This is a genomic window from Corynebacterium sp. ACRPO (assembly GCF_022347205.1).
In the GTDB taxonomy this organism is placed as follows: Bacteria; Actinomycetota; Actinomycetes; order Mycobacteriales; family Mycobacteriaceae; genus Corynebacterium.
Map to the genome: position 1 here is coordinate 291,352 of NZ_JAKRNE010000001.1, position 17,731 is coordinate 309,082.

17 protein-coding genes are annotated in these 17,731 nt (G+C 58.8%); 14 read left to right on the top strand and 3 right to left on the bottom strand.

The annotated features are described in order from the left end of the window. The first annotated feature begins 12 nt into the window (after positions 1 to 12). The 10 genes from rpe to whiA all read left to right on the top strand — a co-directional run bounded on the left by rpe (position 13) and on the right by whiA (position 9,934). Positions 13 to 681: a ribulose-phosphate 3-epimerase gene (rpe, locus tag MHY22_RS01395; protein WP_239277681.1), complete on the top strand. Its 669-nt coding sequence runs from the start codon at positions 13 to 15 to the stop codon at positions 679 to 681. After that, entirely contained in the window at positions 681 to 1,703 is a 1,023-nt protein-coding gene (ribD, locus tag MHY22_RS01400) for a bifunctional diaminohydroxyphosphoribosylaminopyrimidine deaminase/5-amino-6-(5-phosphoribosylamino)uracil reductase RibD (RefSeq protein ID WP_239277682.1), read from the top strand. The genes rpe and ribD overlap by 1 nt, the downstream gene beginning before the upstream one ends. Positions 1,704 to 1,738: 35 nt before the next feature. After that, positions 1,739 to 2,353 carry a riboflavin synthase gene (locus tag MHY22_RS01405; protein ID WP_239277683.1) on the top strand — a complete coding sequence of 205 codons (615 nt, stop codon included), beginning with the start codon at positions 1,739 to 1,741 and terminating at the stop codon, positions 2,351 to 2,353. A gap of 11 nt (positions 2,354 to 2,364) precedes the next feature. After that, entirely contained in the window at positions 2,365 to 3,627 is a 1,263-nt protein-coding gene (locus MHY22_RS01410) for a bifunctional 3,4-dihydroxy-2-butanone-4-phosphate synthase/GTP cyclohydrolase II (RefSeq protein WP_239277684.1), read from the top strand. 29 nt (positions 3,628 to 3,656) lie between these two features. Continuing rightward, positions 3,657 to 4,136 (top strand): 6,7-dimethyl-8-ribityllumazine synthase, encoded by a 480-nt coding sequence (gene ribH / locus MHY22_RS01415; RefSeq protein WP_239277687.1) that lies wholly within the window; start codon positions 3,657 to 3,659, stop codon positions 4,134 to 4,136. A 75-nt stretch (positions 4,137 to 4,211) separates the two neighbouring features. Further along, the gene (locus MHY22_RS01420) at positions 4,212 to 4,760 is read left to right on the top strand and encodes a PH domain-containing protein (protein WP_239277688.1); all 549 of its coding nucleotides are present in this window, start codon (positions 4,212 to 4,214) and stop codon (positions 4,758 to 4,760) included. 3 nt (positions 4,761 to 4,763) lie between these two features. After that, complete coding sequence (gene uvrC, locus MHY22_RS01425) at positions 4,764 to 6,839, top strand: excinuclease ABC subunit UvrC (protein ID WP_239277689.1); 2,076 nt, start codon at positions 4,764 to 4,766, stop codon at positions 6,837 to 6,839. A gap of 40 nt (positions 6,840 to 6,879) precedes the next feature. Continuing rightward, the gene (gene rapZ, locus MHY22_RS01430; RefSeq protein ID WP_239277771.1) at positions 6,880 to 7,761 is read left to right on the top strand and encodes an RNase adapter RapZ; all 882 of its coding nucleotides are present in this window, start codon (positions 6,880 to 6,882) and stop codon (positions 7,759 to 7,761) included. A gap of 23 nt (positions 7,762 to 7,784) precedes the next feature. Then, a complete protein-coding gene (gene yvcK / locus MHY22_RS01435) occupies positions 7,785 to 8,768 on the top strand; it encodes a uridine diphosphate-N-acetylglucosamine-binding protein YvcK (RefSeq protein WP_239277691.1) in 984 nt (327 codons plus the stop codon). A 176-nt stretch (positions 8,769 to 8,944) separates the two neighbouring features. Beyond that, positions 8,945 to 9,934, top strand: a complete 990-nt coding sequence (gene whiA, locus MHY22_RS01440; RefSeq protein ID WP_239228818.1) for a DNA-binding protein WhiA — start codon at positions 8,945 to 8,947, stop codon at positions 9,932 to 9,934. Positions 9,935 to 10,066: 132 nt separating this feature from the next. Here whiA and MHY22_RS01445 read toward each other — a convergent pair whose 3' ends face one another. After that, the gene (locus MHY22_RS01445; protein WP_239277692.1) at positions 10,067 to 11,713 is read right to left on the bottom strand and encodes an L-lactate permease; all 1,647 of its coding nucleotides are present in this window, start codon (positions 11,711 to 11,713) and stop codon (positions 10,067 to 10,069) included. A gap of 540 nt (positions 11,714 to 12,253) precedes the next feature. On the opposite strand from MHY22_RS01445, the gene gap reads away from it, so the two are divergent. From gap to secG, 4 genes are all read left to right on the top strand, one after another. After that, positions 12,254 to 13,261: a type I glyceraldehyde-3-phosphate dehydrogenase gene (gene gap / locus MHY22_RS01450; RefSeq protein ID WP_239277695.1), complete on the top strand. Its 1,008-nt coding sequence runs from the start codon at positions 12,254 to 12,256 to the stop codon at positions 13,259 to 13,261. 118 nt (positions 13,262 to 13,379) lie between these two features. Then, positions 13,380 to 14,597: a phosphoglycerate kinase gene (pgk, locus tag MHY22_RS01455; protein ID WP_239277696.1), complete on the top strand. Its 1,218-nt coding sequence runs from the start codon at positions 13,380 to 13,382 to the stop codon at positions 14,595 to 14,597. A gap of 39 nt (positions 14,598 to 14,636) precedes the next feature. Continuing rightward, positions 14,637 to 15,419, top strand: a complete 783-nt coding sequence (gene tpiA / locus MHY22_RS01460) for a triose-phosphate isomerase (protein ID WP_225746913.1) — start codon at positions 14,637 to 14,639, stop codon at positions 15,417 to 15,419. Between the two features lie 184 nt (positions 15,420 to 15,603). Then, positions 15,604 to 15,837 carry a preprotein translocase subunit SecG gene (gene secG, locus MHY22_RS01465; RefSeq protein WP_005324856.1) on the top strand — a complete coding sequence of 78 codons (234 nt, stop codon included), beginning with the start codon at positions 15,604 to 15,606 and terminating at the stop codon, positions 15,835 to 15,837. A 147-nt stretch (positions 15,838 to 15,984) separates the two neighbouring features. Here the strand turns inward: secG and pgl are convergent, their stop codons facing one another. Then, on the bottom strand, positions 15,985 to 16,746 hold the full coding sequence (gene pgl, locus MHY22_RS01470) for a 6-phosphogluconolactonase (protein WP_239277698.1): 762 nt from the start codon (positions 16,744 to 16,746) through the stop codon (positions 15,985 to 15,987). A gap of 42 nt (positions 16,747 to 16,788) precedes the next feature. After that, positions 16,789 to 17,724 carry a glucose-6-phosphate dehydrogenase assembly protein OpcA gene (locus MHY22_RS01475; protein WP_239277700.1) on the bottom strand — a complete coding sequence of 312 codons (936 nt, stop codon included), beginning with the start codon at positions 17,722 to 17,724 and terminating at the stop codon, positions 16,789 to 16,791. Positions 17,725 to 17,731 lie beyond the last annotated feature (7 nt).

A 17,731-nucleotide genomic window follows, 5' to 3' on the forward strand; every position in this document is an offset into this window, starting at 1 on the left:
AGACTGGTGGGCATGTCCGCACCGATTATTTCCCCTTCCATCCTGGCCGCCGATTTTTCTCGCTTGGGCGAGGAACTAGCGGCGATTGATACCGCAGACTGGGTCCATGTGGACATTATGGATGGGCACTTTGTGCCCAACCTGTCTTTCGGCCCAGATCTCACGGCCACGGTCCATCGCAGCACCAATAAGCCACTAGATGTCCACCTCATGATTGAGGAACCCGAAAAGTGGGTGGAGACCTATGCCAAGGCGGGCGCGCATACGATTATCTTCCACGTGGAGGCCGTCGCCGATGACCAGGCGGCAGTGGACTTGGCCCAGCGCATCCGCGATTTGGGCGTGCGTGCGGCCTTTTCCATCAAGCCAGGCACTGCCATCGAGCCGTGGTTGGATAAGCTGCACCATTTCGATGAGGTGCTCGTGATGTCTGTCGAGCCTGGCTTCGGCGGACAAAAATTCATGCCAGAAATGCTGGAGAAGGTCCGTAAGCTGCGCCGCAGCATTGATGAGCAGGGCCTTGAGACCGTCATCGAGATCGATGGCGGCATTTCGCCCGAGACCATCGAGGCAGCCGCGGAGGCGGGTTGCGACGCTTTCGTGGCAGGCTCAGCCGTATTCAAGTCGGATGATCCCGCCGGCGTCGTCAAGCAGCTGCGTGATCTGGCGGCTGGTGCCTGATGGCCGCGGAGAACCAGAACAGCACTCTCTCCGCAGCGCTATTGCGCGCAATGGCCGCGGGTGCTGAAGTTCGTGGAACCACGAGCCCTAACCCACCGGTAGGCGCGGTCATCGTGTCGCCAGCTGGGGAGGTTGTGGGCGTCGGCGCCACCCAGCCCGTGGGAGGCGCGCATGCCGAGGTCATGGCGTTGCAGGAGGCCGGAGGTAAAGCACGCGGGGCCACGGCCGTGGTCACCTTGGAACCCTGCGCGCATACCGGCCGTACGGGTCCCTGCGCGCAGGCGCTTATCGATGCCGGCGTGGCTCGCGTGTACTACCTCCACGCCGATCCCACCCCGCAGGCTGCGGGTGGAGCAGAAGTGTTGGCGGAGGCTGGAGTGGACGTCGCCAAGCTAGAAAAGCCCCCGCACGCCGAGGATGCTTTGGTGCCATGGCTATTCGCCGTGCGCACCCAACGGCCCCACGTCACCTTGAAGTTCGCGCAAACGCTGGACGGTTTCACGGCCGCGGCCGATGGAACCAGCCAATGGATTACGGGCGAGGAAGCGCGCGACTGGGTGCATGCCGATAGGGCGCACCGCGATGCCATCGTGGTGGGCACCGGCACGGCGCTGGCTGATAATCCCTCGCTCACCGCACGCTTTAACGACGGCAGCTTGCGCGCGCACCAGCCACGCCGGGTGGTCATTGGCAAGCGTGATTTGGCATCGGCGGGCGATGCAGCAAGCCACCTGCGCGAGTTGGGGTACGAGCAGTACGAGAGCATCGAAGAAGCTCTTTTGGAGCTCTACGCCACCGGTGCCCGCGACGTCCTCGTGGAAGGAGGCGCAGGCCTGGCCAGCAGCTTCCTCAAGGCCGACTTGGTGGATGCGATCTCTGCCTATATTGCACCGCTTTTGCTGGGCGAAGGCCGTGGCGTGCTCGCGCACCCCGTGACCCAGACGCTGGCAGGGGCCACCCGTTTCCACCGGGTGGGAATGAAGGCCCTGGGTGATGACGTTCTTATTGAATACGTGCGCTAGGCGCTGGACATAGCAGTGAGCGAGAAAGGTTGGACGTGTTTACTGGTCTAGTACAAGAGTTGGGCACCGTGGAGGCAATGGAACCGCATGCAGACGCGCTGCGGTTGAGCATTCGTGCCCCGCGTACCGTTGCGGAGGCCGCACTGGGTGATTCCATTGCCATTAACGGCGTATGTCTTACCGTGGCGGATCTGTCTGCGGATGCATTCTGTGCGGATGTGATGCAGGAGTCCCTGGACCGCACCGCACTGGGGCGCCTTGCCGAGGGCGATCCGGTCAATGTCGAACCGGCACTGCTTCCCACCACCCGGCTGGGTGGGCACATCATGCAAGGACACGTGGACGGCACCGCGACGCTCCAGAGCCGAACTAGCTCCGAGAACTGGGATGTGCTCCGGTTTAGCTTGCCGCCCGAGCTTGCTCGGTACGTCGTGGAAAAGGGCTCCATTGCCGTGAGCGGCACCTCGCTGACCGTGAGCGCCGTGGGCCCCGACTGGTTCGAAGTATCCCTTATCCCCACCACTTTGCGCGATACCATTCACGGCGCCTTGCCGGTGGGAGGAGAGGTAAACCTCGAGGTGGATGTGCTGGCCAAGTATGTAGAAAAGATGCTTCACCCCGAAGCTAAACCCCCTGAGGCTAAGGACTAGACTGCTACCTTATGAGCGCGAGTGAGAATTCCATCCGTCTAGATTCCATCGACCAGGCCATCGCGGATATCGCCGCTGGTAAGCCGGTTGTTGTCATCGACGATGAGGATCGCGAAAACGAAGGCGATCTGATTTTCGCCGCAGAGCTAGCCACCCCGGAACTTGTGGCCTTCATGGTGCGCTATTCCTCTGGATATATCTGCGCACCCTTACTGCCAGAAGATTGCAACCGGCTGAACCTACCGCCGATGCTGGCGGTCAACCAGGATGTTCGCGGCACCGCCTACACGGTGACCGTGGATGCAGCGACGGGTAGTACCGGTATTTCTGCGACCTCGCGCGCAGAAACCATCCGGCGTCTGGCAGACCCAAACACCACACCCGGCGAATTCACCCGCCCAGGCCACGTCGTGCCGCTGTGCGCCCGCCCAGGCGGCGTTCTGGAGCGGGACGGACATACTGAGGCCTCCATTGATCTGGCCCGCTTAGCGGGCCTGCGCCCAGCCGGTGTGCTGTGCGAGATCGTCTCCGAAGATGACCCCACGGACATGGCGCGCTCACCAGAGTTGCGTCGCTTTGCCGATACGCATGGACTCTCCATGATCTCTATCGCGCAGCTCATCGAGTGGCGCCGCCATAATGAAACGCAGGTCACCCGCCAGGTTGCCACTGAGCTCCCCACCGAATACGGCCACTTCACCGCCATCGGTTACCGCCATGAGGTAGACGGGCAGGAACACGTTGCATTGGTCGCAGGGGATCCCGCCCAACTGCGCGGCGCACGCGACGTCATGGTGCGCGTCCATTCCGAATGCCTAACTGGTGATGCCTTTGGCTCACGGCGCTGCGATTGCGGGCCCCAACTGCATGAGTCCATGCGCCTTATCAGCCAAGAAGGCCGCGGCGTGGTCATCTACCTGCGCGGTCAAGAGGGCCGTGGAATCGGACTTCTGCATAAGTTGAAGGCCTACCGCCTGCAGGATTCGGGCATGGATACCGTCGATGCCAACCTGGAACAGGGACTGCCCGAGGACGCCCGCGAGTATTCCGTGGCCGGGCAGATCCTTCGCGATCTCGGCATAGAATCCGCAAACCTCTTAACCAATAATCCGCATAAGGGCGAGGGGCTGAGTGGCTTTGGAGTGGACGCCAGCCACCACACGCCGCTGGCAACCCCTGCCCACGCGGATAATATTGACTACCTGCGTACTAAACGCGACCGCATGGGCCACGACCTTCCGCAGGTTGCCCAGTGGGACGCCGAACATAAGTAGAACTTTGACGTCCAATCGAAAGGATAGCGATGAGTAAAGAAGGACTACCTGATATTGCCCAGGTAGATGGCAGCGGACTGCGCGTTGCCGTGGTTACTGCTACGTGGAACGCAGAAATTTGCGACCAGCTCCATGCCCAGGCAGTGCAGACCGCTACCGATAATGGTGCCGAGGTTGCCGAATACCGAGTTGTAGGTGCCCTGGAACTTGGCGTTGTCGTCCAAGCAGCAGCCCGCGCCTACGATGCCGTGGTGGCACTAGGCTGCGTTATCCGTGGCGGCACCCCGCACTTTGACTACGTATGCGATTCCGTCACCCAGGCGCTGACCCGCATCTCCCTCGATGAATCCACCCCGGTAGCTAACGGCGTCCTGACCGTTAACGACCAGCAGCAAGCTATCGACCGCGCCGGATTTGCAGACTCGGTAGAAAACAAGGGCGCCGAAGCCATGATTGCGGCTTTAGATACCGCGCTGCAGTTGCGTACACTAAACGCAGCACAGAAGTAACCTCTAGCAATGCGTCAGCGCCCGATGCTTGACCACTAAGGTGGCCGGCGGGGCGCGCCCCAAAGGAGTATGCACATGAACGAGGCGCAGGCCCCAAAGAATCCGCAGCACAGCCACCAGCTTAGCGACGCCGAAGTATTGGCCTATACCAGTGCCGATCCCTTCGCACAGACCACCTCTAAACCGTGGGAATTTACGGCGACCTCGCCCTTCTTGCGCAAGGTGGCTATCGCCTGGGTGATCCTCGTTCTGGCCATCCATATCTTCATGGGAATCACCTTGGATGTGTCTTTTACCGGTGCGCACGTGACTACCATCGACAAATTCGCCTTCCCTGGCGTTGGTGTTCTCATTTCCGTTTTGTCCTGGATCGCTCTTAACCGTCCACGCTTGCGCGCAAATGAGGATGGGGTAGAGGTCCGCAATATCGTGGGCACCCGCTTTTATCCGTGGCAGGTGGTCTACGGACTTTCCTTCCCCGTAGGCCAGCGTATGGCACGCCTTGAGCTGCCCGAGTTCGAGTTCGTTCCCGTCTGGGCGTTGCAGTCCGGCGATAAGGGCACCGTCATTGACAACGTCCGCCGCTTCCGCGACGTGGAAGCCAAGTACATGCCCCAGGATTAACAATTGGCTGACCCCACCACCTACCGCCCAGCTCCGGGAACCATTCCCACCGACCCGGGCGTCTATAAGTTCCGCGATGAAAACCGCCGCGTTATCTACGTGGGCAAAGCCAAGAACTTGCGCGCTCGGCTGTCTAACTATTTTCAGGACATCACGCAACTGCACCCGCGTACTCGCCAAATGGTGCTCACCGCCAACTCGGTGGAGTGGACGGTAGTTGCCAGCGAGGTGGAAGCCTTGCAGTTGGAGTACACGTGGATCAAGCGTTTTGATCCACACTTCAACGTCATGTACCGCGATGATAAAACCTATCCTATGCTCGCGGTTTCGGTCGGGGAGACGGTCCCTCGCGCCTTTTTCTACCGTGGCCCGCGGCGCAAGGGCGTGCGCTATTTCGGCCCCTATTCCCATGCCTGGGCCGTGCGCGAAAGCTTGGACTTGCTTACCCGCATCTTTCCCATGCGCACCTGCTCGAAGGGTGTGTATAACCGGCATGAGCGGCTCGGGCGTCCGTGCCTTTTGGGATACATCGGCAAATGCGATGCACCCTGCATTGGCCGAGTAAGCAAGGAAGACCACCGCGAGACGGTCAACGATCTCGTGTCCTTCATGAATGGCAACACCGGTTCAGTGCGCCGCAAACTCACCCAGGACATGGAGCAGGCCGCCGAGAACCTAGAGTTTGAACGCGCGGCGCGCCTGCGCGATGACTTGGGCGCGATTGACAAGATCATGGAACAGCAGGCCGTGGTCTTCACAGACGGCACGGATGCTGATCTCATTGCTTTTAACTCCGATGAACTTGAGGCAGCGGTGCAGATCTTCCATGTTCGCGATGGGCGCATTCGCGGTCAGCGCGGTTGGGTAGTCGAACGCGCTGGCGATCAGGCAAACTCAGAGCCCTTGGAAGAGGGGCAGCCTGATCCCGCGCTGCCAGCGTTGGTACAGAACTTCCTCATCCAGTTCTATTCCGATGCAGTAGAGCGTGAGAAGCAAGAAGCGCAGGAAGACGCTGCGCTCGCCGCGGACGTGAAGCGGCGCGGGGTGGACCAAGAATCGCACATGAAATCCCGCCGCGTGCAGGTTATTCCACGCCAGATTTTGGTTCAGGCCCTGCCGGATGAACCGGAGCAGGTCGTCGCGTTGTTGGAGGAGCTGCGCGGTGCTCAAGTAGACCTGCGCGTTCCCCAGCGCGGCGATAAAAAGCAGCTTATGGCCACGGTGGAGAAAAACGCCAAGGAGCAGTTGCGTCAGCATAAGCTCAAGCGGGTAGGAGATCTCACCGCACGCTCGGCGGCCTTGCAGGATATTCAAGAAGCTCTGGGTATGGAGCAAGCCCCATTGCGCATCGAATGTACTGATATCTCCCACATTCAAGGCACAGATGTGGTTGCTTCCCTGGTGGTCTTTGAAGATGGCCTGCCCAAGAAGTCGGACTATAGGCGCTACCGCATCAAGGAGGCGGCTGGTGATGGCCGCTCGGATGACGTCGGTTCTATCGCAGAGATTACGCGCCGTCGGTTTAAGCGTCACAAGCAAGATAAGCTGGCCCATCCGGATGAGGAAGTAGAAGAGTCGTCCTTTGCAGAGGAGAAGGTGGCGGAAGAATCCGCCGAGGCGGGGCGCCGCTTTGCGTATCCACCGCAGCTTTTCATTGTGGATGGCGGCGCGCCCCAGGTGGCCGCAGCTCAAGAGGTATTTGATGAGTTAGGCATCGTGGATGTAACCCTGGTGGGCCTGGCCAAGCGCCTCGAGGAAATCTGGGTTCCCGGCGATGATGAGCCGGTGATTCTGCCGCGAAACTCGCAAGCGCTATTCCTCTTGCAGCAGATTCGCGATGAAGCCCACCGCTTTGCCATTACTTACCACCGGCAGCAGCGCTCAAAGCGGATGCGTTCCTCAGTTCTTGATTCCGTGCCGGGATTGGGACCGCAGCGGCGCACCGATCTGGTTAAGCATTTCGGTTCGGTGAAGAAGCTCAAGGCCGCCACTGTGGATGAGATCTGCGAGGTAAACGGCTTCGGTCCAAAACTGGCCCAGACCGTCTACGAGACTTTGCATGATTCTTCGGGCAACTAAGTGGAGTTCTCCTAGAAGCGGCGAATCCTAAAGCGCTAGACTGTTGGGCATGACGCATTTCGAAACTCCACCCATTTTGATAACCGGCATGTCCGGCGGCGGGTTGAGTTCCGCTGCCAAAGTGTTTGAGGATAAGGGCTACTACGTGGCCCACAATATTCCGCCTCGCGCCATTGTTGACCTGCTCAAGCTGTGCAACCAAGAGGGAACTCCGGTGGGCAAGGTAGCAGCCGTAACGGATGTGCGCTCGCGCATGTTTCCAGGGTCTTTGTTAGAGATTATGGATGAGCTTACGGAACTAAATATGAAGCCCACCGTGCTTTTTTTGGATGCCCGCGATGACGTGCTCATTCGCCGATTTGATTCGGTGCGTCGCACCCACCCACTGCAGGAGGGGGACACGCTCAAAGTAGGTATTCAACGCGAGCGTCGGGCGGTGGCAGACGTGCGTTCCCATGCGGATATCATTATTGATACGACGAACCTATCCATTCATGATCTCCGCCGCGCCATTGAGGCGGCCTTTGGTGAGATGCAAAATGAAAAGCAACATGTCACCGTTGAGTCCTTTGGATTTAAGAATGGCTCGCCCCGCGATGCTGACTTAGTGGTAGACGTGCGTTTCCTGCCCAACCCCTATTGGGTTCCAGAACTGCGGGGATACCGCGGCACGGATGAACCGGTTGCCCACTATGTGCTCTCGCAGCCAGCGGCGCAGGAGTTCGTGGATACTTTCTTGCAGATGTTTTCTACCATGCTGGATGGCTACCGCCATGAGGGCAAGAACTTCATCACGCTTGGCGTCGGTTGCACGGGCGGCCACCACCGTTCCGTCGCCATCGCAGAGGCTATAGCGGCGCGACTGCGGGACAATGACACCTTGGACGTCAGCACCTTGCATAGGGATATCGCACGAGGCTAGAGCACAGGAGTTTTAACGCTTTTATGACCAATCCTTCACACATGGTCTGCCTCGGCGGCGGCCATGGACTTTATCAAACCCTTCTGTCCGCACGCTTTAGCGAGGCGGCCGATATTTCTGCCATCGTTACCGTCGCGGATGATGGCGGTTCCTCTGGCCGTTTGCGCCGCGAGCTGGAAATCATTCCCCCGGGTGACTTGCGCATGGCGCTGGCTGCCTTGGCCAATAGTGACCCAGTGGGGGACTTGTGGGCACGAACCTTGCAACACCGTTTCGGTGGCAATGGCGCTATGGCAGGGCATGCGGTAGGCAATCTGATGATTGCGGGATTAACGGATGTACTCGGCGATTATCAAGCTGCCCTGGATACCATCGCAGAACTTACTAATTCCCAGGGGCGAGTTTTCCCAGTGGTCAATCAAGCCTTAGAGATTGAGGCGGATGTTGCCGGGCTTGACGACGACCCCCGTGTCATGCGCCAGGTCCGCGGCCAGGTTGCGGTCGCTTCCACACCGGGCCAGGTGCGGCGCGTGCGCATCGTGCCCGAACAACCCAGCGCGAATCCGGATGCCCTTGATGCCATCCAGCGCGCGGATCTCATTACCATCGGCCCAGGCTCGTGGTTTAGCTCGGTATTGCCGCATACTCTCGTGCCGCAGGTAGTGGATGCGATTTCTGCTTCCGATGCGTTGCGCGTCGTTGTTTTGAACCTTTCGGCCGAGCCGGGCGAAACTCATGGCTTCTCCGCAGAGCGTCACTTGCACGTGCTCGCGCAGCACGCCCCTGATCTGCGGATTGACCGTATTTTGGTGGACGAGGCGGCTTTGCCCACCGATAGTGAGCGCGTCTATATTCAGCGCGCCGCGCAGTCCCTAGGCGCTCGCGCTACCTTCGCGGATGTGAGCCAAGTTGATGCCAATGGTCGCAGCATCAATAAGCACGATCCGGAAAAGCTGTCTGCGGCGCTCTTGGACCTATATTCGGACTATCGCAGCACTCGCGATTAGAACCGGCGCGCTAATTCACCGCGGTATCGTGCGAGCGGCCGCACTCGACCGACCGCGCGGCGATCGAGCCCGCGCGGTATGATGTCAGAAATCCTTTCACCGCACTGGGCTGGAAGCAATGGCTCTAGCCGGTATGCGTACTTTGTGACTGTGAGAATAGAAATGGGGCGAACTAGGTGACCACACCATTGACCGACCAGGTCAAAGAAGAATTGACGGCTGTCGTCGTGCCACGCCAGTCCGCTCGCGCTGCCGAACTGGCGGCGATGTTGCGATTCGCCGGCGAGCTAGATATTTCCGGTGACAGCATGTCCTATGAGCTGGAGCTAGAAAGCCACGCCATTGCACGGCGCTTCATGAACGCTCTTGATGACCTCTATGGGATCACTGCCGATAGCCATGTCGCCGGCCCGGCAGGAACCACCAAGAAGACTCGCGTAACGGTTCGCATTTCCACCGGCGCGAAAGAGTTGACCCGTCGGCTGGGTCTTATCACCCGCTCCGGCCATGCAGTAGTGGGTCTGCCGCCGCAGGTCATCTCCGGCACCGTCGCCGATAGCGAAGCAGCATGGCGCGGAGCCTTCCTTGCCCATGGCAGTCTCACGGAGCCAGGCCGCTCTTCCGCGCTGGAAGTTACCTGCCCGTGCCAAGAGGCTGCGTTGGCACTGGTGGGCTGCGCCCGCCGCCTTGGTATCTCTGCGAAGACCAAGGAAACTCGCGGTGAAGATCGCGTCGTTGTACGCGATGGTGATGCTATCGGGGCGCTTCTTACGCGTATGGGTGCTCAGGAGACTCGATTGAGCTGGGAAAAGAAGCGAGTTAAGCGGGAGGCGCACGATACGTCTCGGCGCTTGGACAATTTTGATGACGCCAACCTTCGGCGCTCTGCTCGCGCTGCGGTTACCGCGGCAGCGCGCGTTGACCGCGCCATGGAGATCTTAGGTGACGATGTTCCTGAGCACTTGGCAGACGCGGGCCGCTTGCGAGTTCAGCACCGCGAGGCTTCGCTCGAAGAGCTGGGTCGCTTGGCCGAGCCTCCTATGACTAAGGACGCAGTAGCTGGGCGTATTCGCCGCTTGCTGTCGATGGCCGATAAGCGAGCCGAGGAGCTGGATATCCCCGATACCAACCAAGCGATTACAGATGACCTCTTCAACGAATCCTGACCCTCGGATTCGCTTACATTAAAAGAACTCCCCGCAGTGCGGATACCAAAGCGGTAGACGCAGCTGCGGGGAGATTTTTAGTGCCTTCCCGGCTAGCAGGTGCGCAACCGGCTAGCCAGAAGCGTTAAAGAACTAGGGCACGAGGAATCCTAGGACGTTGGTCATCAAGAACACGATGACGCATACAATGGCTAGGAAAGCCACGGAGTAGCCCACTACGTTCTTCAGGATGACTGATTCCTTGCCCTCCATATTGACGGCGGTAGCCGCAATTGCAAGGGACTGCGGGGAGATCATCTTGCCCACAACGCCGCCTGCGGTATTGGCCGCGAGCATAAGGTCAGGATTCACGCTGATTCGCTCTGCCGCTGCAACCTGCAGGTTGGCAAAGAGGGCATTAGCAGACGTATCGGAGCCAGTAACCGCGGTACCAATCCAGCCCAGGACTGGGGCGAAGAGCGCAAAGATGCTGCCGGCAGAAGAGACGAACTCACCAATAGCAATAGTCTGGCCGGAGTAGTTCATCGTGTAGGCCAAGGCCAGCACCAAGATGATGGTAAGGGCCGAGAACTTCATGCGGCTGACGACGTCCCCAAAGGCGCTCACCGGTTGCCCAAAGCTTAGGCTGTAGCGGCCATTTTCATTGAAGTAGTGGTAGACAACCGCAACGATAATGCCCGAGAGCAGCAGGAGCGTACCTGGATTGCCAAAGACATTGAAGCTGAAGCTGGTATCCATGAGCTTGCCGTCGGCGTCGACAATCGCGTCATCAAGCAAAGGCCAGGCAAAGTGCAGCTTGAGGAATCCGAAGATAGCGGGGGCGGCGGTGGCCACGGCAAAGACCACGGTCACTACGGCGTAGGGAAGCAGCGCCATCCAGATACGGCGTCCGTTGAGATCGGTGGTGGACTCGGCGGCAGGAAGCTCGAGACGCTCGCGCAACTCCTTGACGCCCTTCGGCTTCCATACCCGGAGGAAGGCGAAAGCACAGCCCAAAGAGACGATGCAGGCGATGACGTTGGTGAGCTGGTACGCAAAGAAAGTCGCGGCCAACCACTGAGCCAACGCGAAGGAAATGCCAATCACGGCAGCGGCCGGGGCAGTTTCCTTGACACCGCGGAAGCCGTCCAAGATGAAGGCGATGAGGAATGGCACGATGGCGGCGATGAGCAGCACCTGCAAGGAGATAAGTGCTGCAATGTCGTGGGTTTGCTCGGCGCTGCGACCGGCAACCTCGCCCGCAGTGGTTACCGGGATGCCAACCGCGCCAAAAGCAACCGGAGCGGTATTAGCAATCAGAACTACTGTAGCCGCGCGCAGTGGCTTCACGCCAAGGGCCATGATCATGGTCGCGGTAATGGCCACGGGGGCGCCGAAGCCAGCGAGGGCCTCCAACAAACCGCCAAAACAGAAGGCGATGAGGATAGCCTGGATGCGAATATCGCCATCACCCAAAAGGTCAAAGGTCTTGCGCAGATCCTCGAAGCGCCCGGAGGCTACGGTGATTTCATAGAACCAGATTGCAGTAATGATGACCCAGACAATGGGCAGGAGACCGAATAGCCCGCCACGTACGGCGGAGGACAAAGCCATATCTACCGGCATGGAGAAGCCGGCGATGGCAATAATGAGGGATACTGCCAGGGCAACGGCGCCAGAAGTATGCGCGCGTGCCTTTACGCCTAGCAGCATGATAAAGAATGCAATGAGCGGGAGAATCGCCACCAGGGCGGTAAGCCCGAGGCTGTCACCCACAGCAGAGGTATTTATTTCGAACAAGAGAAGTCCTTGATTTCTACGGTGGTCTTGCCCGTAGGAAACTACGGGCACCTGAAAGCATTCTCACGGTGACCAACGGTGGCGCTAGAGCAGGCAGGGTTGCCTTAAACGCTTTGTGAGCCAGTGAGTATAGAAAGCATATCGTGCGGTGGGCATCATGGAAACAATACGGTCGTCTTATTAGGCGCCAGCAGTAATGCTGCGAAATGTCCGATCGGACAGAGGCGGGCGCAACCACTAGAGCGTGGAAGTGATATATCTCATGGTAACGCTGTAAACCCAACACAAACCCACGTGTTCGGGCCTATCCAGCGGGTTTGTATGTGGGGAAAAAAAGGATCGGAAAGAGTGTACGCGCTTTTGGAAAGTCTGTCATCCACTAGTTCTCAAGGTTGCTGGGAGCCTGCGCTGACAAAAATCGCTCGGTAGTATTGGCAATGTAAGGGAAAACGCTCGGGCGCTTCTCAAACACAGGCTTCATCGAAGGACCCGCGCACATACCCGTACACACATTTACTCGACTCTTTGAGGAGAAATACAGTGACTATCCGCGTAGGTATCAATGGCTTTGGCCGCATTGGCCGTAACTTTTTCCGTGCAGTCGCTCAGGGTGACAACAACCTCGAAGTTGTTGCAGTAAACGACCTGACCGACAACGGCACGCTGGCTAACCTGCTGAAGTACGACTCCGTGCTGGGCCGCTTCGATGGCGAAATTACTCACGACGATGAGTCCATTACCGTTAATGGTCACCGCATCGTGGTAACCGCAGAAAAGGACCCGAAGCAGCTCAAGTGGGGCGAGTACAACGTAGACCTCGTCATCGAGTCCACCGGCCGCTTTACCAACGGCAACGACGCCAAGGCTCACCTCGAGGCTGGCGCCAAGAAGGTCATCATCTCCGCCCCGGGCAAGGAAGTAGACGCAACCTTCGTCTACGGCGTCAACTCTGACACCTATGATCCGGCAAACCACAACGTCATCTCTGCAGCATCCTGCACCACCAACTGCCTGGCACCGATGGCAAAGGTTCTCAATGACAAGTTTGGCATTGAAAAGGGCCTGATGACCACCGTTCACGCTTACACCGGCGACCAGCGCATCCAGGACGCTCCGCACAAGGACCCGCGCCGCGCCCGTGCCGCTGCAGTAAACATGGTGCCTACCTCCACTGGCGCTGCTAAGGCCGTATCCCTGGTTCTGCCTGAGCTGGACGGCAAGCTGGATGGTTACGCAATGCGCGTTCCGGTTATCACCGGCTCCGCTACCGACCTGACCTTCACCGCTTCCCGCGACGTCACTGCCGAGGAAATCAACGCTGCCTTGAAGGAAGCTGCTGAGGGCGAGCTCAAGGACACCCTCGCATACACCGAGGATCCGCTGGTTTCCACCGACATTGTTACCTCCCCGCACGGCTGCATCTTCGACTCCGGCATGACCAAGGTTTCCAACGGCAACCTGGTCAAGGTTCTGGGCTGGTACGACAACGAGTGGGGCTACACCTCCCAGCTCGTTCGCCTGACCAACCTGGTGGCAGACAAGCTCTAAACTAGAGCTCTAGCAATGAGGATCCGGCCGCGATGCAAGCCTAAACGGCGCTGCGTCGCGGCCGGTATTCTTATATCTATAGCCTTTTAACCCGTCCGAATTGTTTAAGGAGTAAATAATGGCTTTCCAGACTCTTGACGATCTTCTCAAGGAGGGCGTCGAATCCCGCCACGTCCTCGTCCGCTCTGACTTCAATGTTCCACTTGATGAAGAGGGAAATATTACCGATCCCGGACGCATCAACGCTTCTCTTCCGACCATCAAGGCACTGTTAGAAGGTGGTGCAAAGGTCATTCTTTCCGCACACCTGGGTCGTCCAAAGGGCGAGGTAAACCCTAAGTTCTCTTTGGCTCCAGTAGCTGAAGCGCTGTCTGAAGCGCTTGACCAGTACGTTGCCCTAGCCGGCGACGTCACCGGAGAAGACGCTCATGAGCGTGCCAACGGCCTCAACGATGGCGATGTGATGTTGATCGAAAACGTCCGCTTCGACCCCCGTGAGACCTCCAAGGACGAGGCTGAGCGCGGCCAGTTCGCTGACGAGCTCGTTGCTCTGGCAGCCGATAACGGCGCTTTTGTTTCTGATGGCTTTGGCGTTGTCCACCGTGCGCAGGCATCTGTGTATGACGTCGCTAAGCGCCTGCCGGCTTACGCGGGCAAGCTCGTAGAAAAGGAACTGTCGGTTCTGTCCACCGTAGCCAAGGAGCCGGAGCACCCGTACGTGGTTGTCCTCGGCGGCGCCAAGGTTTCGGATAAGCTCGGCGTGATTGAAGCACTGGCCGGCAAGGCAGACAAGGTCATCATTGGTGGCGGCATGTGCTACACCCTGCTGGCCGCCAAGGGCTATAACGTCCAAGAGTCCCTGCTGCAAGAAGATCAGATCGAAAACTGCAAGGACCTGCTCGAGCGCTTTGGCGACAAGCTGGTGCTTCCGGTTGACCTCGCTGCTGCAAGCAAGTTCGCAGCGGATGCAGAGACCCAGGTGGTCGAGCTCGATAGCATCCCTGAAGGCTGGATGTCCCTGGATATTGGACCAAAGTCTGTGGAAAAGTTTGCAGAGGTGCTTGCTTCCTCCAAGACCGTCTTCTGGAACGGCCCGATGGGCGTATTCGAAATGGAAGCTTTCTCCAAGGGCACTGCTGGTGTAGCGCAGGCTATTATCGACGCCACCGCAAAGAACGGTTCCTTCTCCGTCGTTGGTGGCGGCGACTCCGCTGCCTCCGTGCGCATGCTTGGCTTGGATGAGGATGGCTTCAGCCATATCTCCACCGGCGGCGGTGCCTCCCTCGAGTACCTCGAGGGCAAGGAGCTTCCGGGCGTATCTGTCCTGGAAGCCTAAAACTGCCTTCTTAATTTGCCAGAAAGAGAGGAAAAATTCATGGCACGCACCCCACTTATCGCAGGTAACTGGAAGATGAACCTCGACCACGTCGAGGCCATCGGCTCCGTTCAGAAGTTCGCCTTTTCCCTGCCAAAGGACTACTACGAGAAGGTTGACGTGGCCTACATGGTCCCGTTTACTGATATCCGCACTATCCAAACGCTGGTAGAGGGCGACAAGCTGCAGGTCACCTACGGTGCGCAGGACATTTCCAAGCACGAGTCCGGCGCATTCACTGGTGAAGTATCTGGCAAGATGTTGGCCAAGCTCGGCTGCAGCTGGGTGGTTGTGGGCCACTCGGAGCGCCGTCAGTACCACGGCGAGACCGATAAGCTCGTTGCAGAGAAGGCAGCTGCAGCATTGGACAATGGCATCAGCCCCATCGTGTGCGTAGGCGAGCCGTTGGCTGTACGCGAGGCCGGTACCCATGTGGACTACGTGGTTAACCAGACCCGCAATTCTTTGGCCGGCCTGAGCGCAGACCAGCTTGCCAAGACTGTCATCGCCTACGAGCCAGTTTGGGCGATTGGCACCGGCAAGGTTGCCTCCGCAGACGATGCCCAAGAAGTCTGCGCCGCCATCCGTGAGCTCGTAACGGAGCTCGCAGGCGAGGAGGTTGCTGCAGGTATCCGCATTCTCTACGGTGGTTCCGTCAAGGTTGATTCCGTTGCAGAGATCGTCAGCAAGCCTGACGTCGACGGCGGCCTTATCGGTGGCGCTTCCTTGGTCGGCGAGGAGTTTGCCAAGTTGGCTGCCAACGCAGCTAATGCCCTGAGCTAACAGCAGTTATCACCCGTCACAGGTTCGCGCTAAGGCGCGGGTTGGAATGGTTCCAGCCCGCGCCATCGTGTACAGTGGGCCGGTGTGATTGCTTCGCTGTACGCGAAGCCTAAAAGTACGATTCCGCGCTAGCGGGTGGCGAGAGTCAACCGCAGGGCGCACGTTAGAAATAAGGATTATCCTCATGGTCTTGGCACTGGAAATCATCTTGGTCATCGCAGCTATTTTGATGTCCATCTTCGTGCTGCTGCACAAGGGCAAAGGTGGTGGCCTGTCCAGCCTCTTTGGCGGTGGCGTGCAGTCGAACCTGTCCGGCTCGACCGTCGTGGAAAAGAACCTGGACCGTTACACCGTGGTCATGGTAATTATCTGGCTTGCGTGCATCGTAGGCCTCAACCTCATCCAAGCATTCGCTTAAGCCACCAGCTGGACTAGCGAAAGCGCCGGTACCGGCTTCCAACCTCCTGGTTTCCTGTAGGAACTGTAGGTGGGGAAGCGGTACCGGCGCTTTTTGCGTGGCGCCGAGCCCAAAAGTTCAGCTCGGCTGCGCTCTAGGCTGACGTGCCTAGAGCTCGGATGCGGCGTCATCGGCAAGGAAGAGGATGGTTTCTTCCTTACCGTGCACGCCTGCAGCTGGCCATTCTTCAGGCTCAGCGCCTTCAACGACGTGCTTGGCAGCTTCCGCCTTGGCCTCGCCTGCTACAAGAAGCCAGATCCGATCAGACTTGTTGACTGCGGGAAGAGTAAGGGTGATGCGCTCGCTCGGCGGCTTGGGAGAGTCATGAACGGGAACAGCTAGCTCTTCTTGCTCCCGAACCGCCTCAGAATGGGGGAACAAGGAATTGATATGGCCCTCTTCGCCCATGCCCAGCAGATGGAGATCGAAGCCGTTTGGGGCAAATTCCTTCAGCTCTGGCTCATACGCACTCGCCGCGGCTTCCATAGACACCGCGCCCAGATCAAAACCGTGGATATTCTGGTTTGGAATATCTACGTGGTTGAGCAGGGCACTGCGTGCTTGACCCTCATTAGAATCTGCATCAGAGACGGGTACATTACGCTCATCGCCGAAGAAGACGTGAACGCGCGACCAATCGATGCGTTGGGCGGGAAAATTCTCGCCTTGTTGCTGTGCCGCGAAATCCAAACGAGCTAGCTCGTGAAGAACGCCAATTCCAGCGCCACCGCCGGTTAGGACAACTCGCGCGACCCCATCGTGGTGGAGCCCGCCACCGGCGGCTTGGATGCGCGCTACGGTATCCACGAATTTCAGCGCGGCCTGGGAGATAAGGTCATCCACATCGCTTACGCGGTGAAGAGTTACCATGAGGTATCGCTATCCTTTGCAAAGAATCAGAGTTAAGCCGTTTTACTGCTTACTGTAGTCTACTTGGGCGAGCGCACGGAGCGCTTGCGCATAAGTCTTATCGGCATCCAGATGGCGCAATTCTTCAGAGAGAACCTCAGCTTGGGAGCGCTTGCTAAGGCTCACCAAGGAATCCGGGGAACCTGGAACGCACACCCGCACCGTGCGCTCGTCGACGACATCAACGTCGACGTGGCTCGTTTCCCGATTAAACCGCAAGTGGGTCACTGGGAAGTGCAGCTCCTGAGAATCGGTCACAGTGCGGTGGACGGGGACTGCCAAACGATCGAGGAGCCATCCGGCCGCGAAGTCTGGCGCTGGGTGGCCCGCAGGGCCCGCCACCTCGACGGACTGCACGGGCTCGTGAGGATGGCGGTCCAATGCGGAGGCCACGACGCCGCGCCACAAAGTGATGGCGGCCCAGGACATATCGGAATCGCCCGGCGTGTAACCGGCGGATAAGGTGCGCAGATCTTCGCCAGTGACGCGTCCGTCATAGGCAACGTTGGTGATGCGGCGTTGAGCCAGTTTGCCCACAGAGCTGGCAGCTGGATCGGGCGGGCACAAGGTAGGCCACCAGGCGACCAAGGGGGTATCGGGAAGCAGCAGTGGAGTAACGACTGCCTCGTCCTGGTTTGCCAAGGCGCCGTGCAACTTCATGATGACCATCTCAGAAGCACCCGCTTCACCACCCACGCGAAGCTGCGCGTCCAGGTGGGTATCTGCCTGCGGGTCGCCCGTCACGACGACCAGAACGCGCGACGGGTGCTCGTGGGAGGCATCGCGCACGGAGGCCAGGATGTTTTCCAGATCATCGTCCTCGCGGGCAGCCACGATTAGGGTAAGTACTCGGCCGGTAGTAAGGGTGTAATGCTCTTGGGCCTCTACTAGCTTCTTGGAGATTTCACGCGTAGTGGTGTTGGGCAATGGAATAATCATTGTCTGC

Bases quoted from the DNA above. Each gene is read 5' to 3' on its own strand.
- yvcK (WP_239277691.1), top strand. From the start codon at position 7,785: ATGACCAATCCTTCACACATGGTCTGCCTCGGCGGCGGCCATGGACTT.
- ribD (WP_239277682.1), top strand. From the start codon at position 681: ATGGCCGCGGAGAACCAGAACAGCACTCTCTCCGCAGCGCTATTGCGC.
- ribH (WP_239277687.1), top strand. From the start codon at position 3,657: ATGAGTAAAGAAGGACTACCTGATATTGCCCAGGTAGATGGCAGCGGA.
- tpiA (WP_225746913.1), top strand. From the start codon at position 14,637: ATGGCACGCACCCCACTTATCGCAGGTAACTGGAAGATGAACCTCGAC.
- secG (WP_005324856.1), top strand. From the start codon at position 15,604: ATGGTCTTGGCACTGGAAATCATCTTGGTCATCGCAGCTATTTTGATG.
- MHY22_RS01420 (WP_239277688.1), top strand. From the start codon at position 4,212: ATGAACGAGGCGCAGGCCCCAAAGAATCCGCAGCACAGCCACCAGCTT.
- MHY22_RS01410 (WP_239277684.1), top strand. From the start codon at position 2,365: ATGAGCGCGAGTGAGAATTCCATCCGTCTAGATTCCATCGACCAGGCC.
- pgl (WP_239277698.1), bottom strand. From the start codon at position 16,746: ATGGTAACTCTTCACCGCGTAAGCGATGTGGATGACCTTATCTCCCAG.
- pgk (WP_239277696.1), top strand. From the start codon at position 13,380: ATGGCTTTCCAGACTCTTGACGATCTTCTCAAGGAGGGCGTCGAATCC.
- rpe (WP_239277681.1), top strand. From the start codon at position 13: ATGTCCGCACCGATTATTTCCCCTTCCATCCTGGCCGCCGATTTTTCT.
- MHY22_RS01475 (WP_239277700.1), bottom strand. From the start codon at position 17,724: ATGATTATTCCATTGCCCAACACCACTACGCGTGAAATCTCCAAGAAG.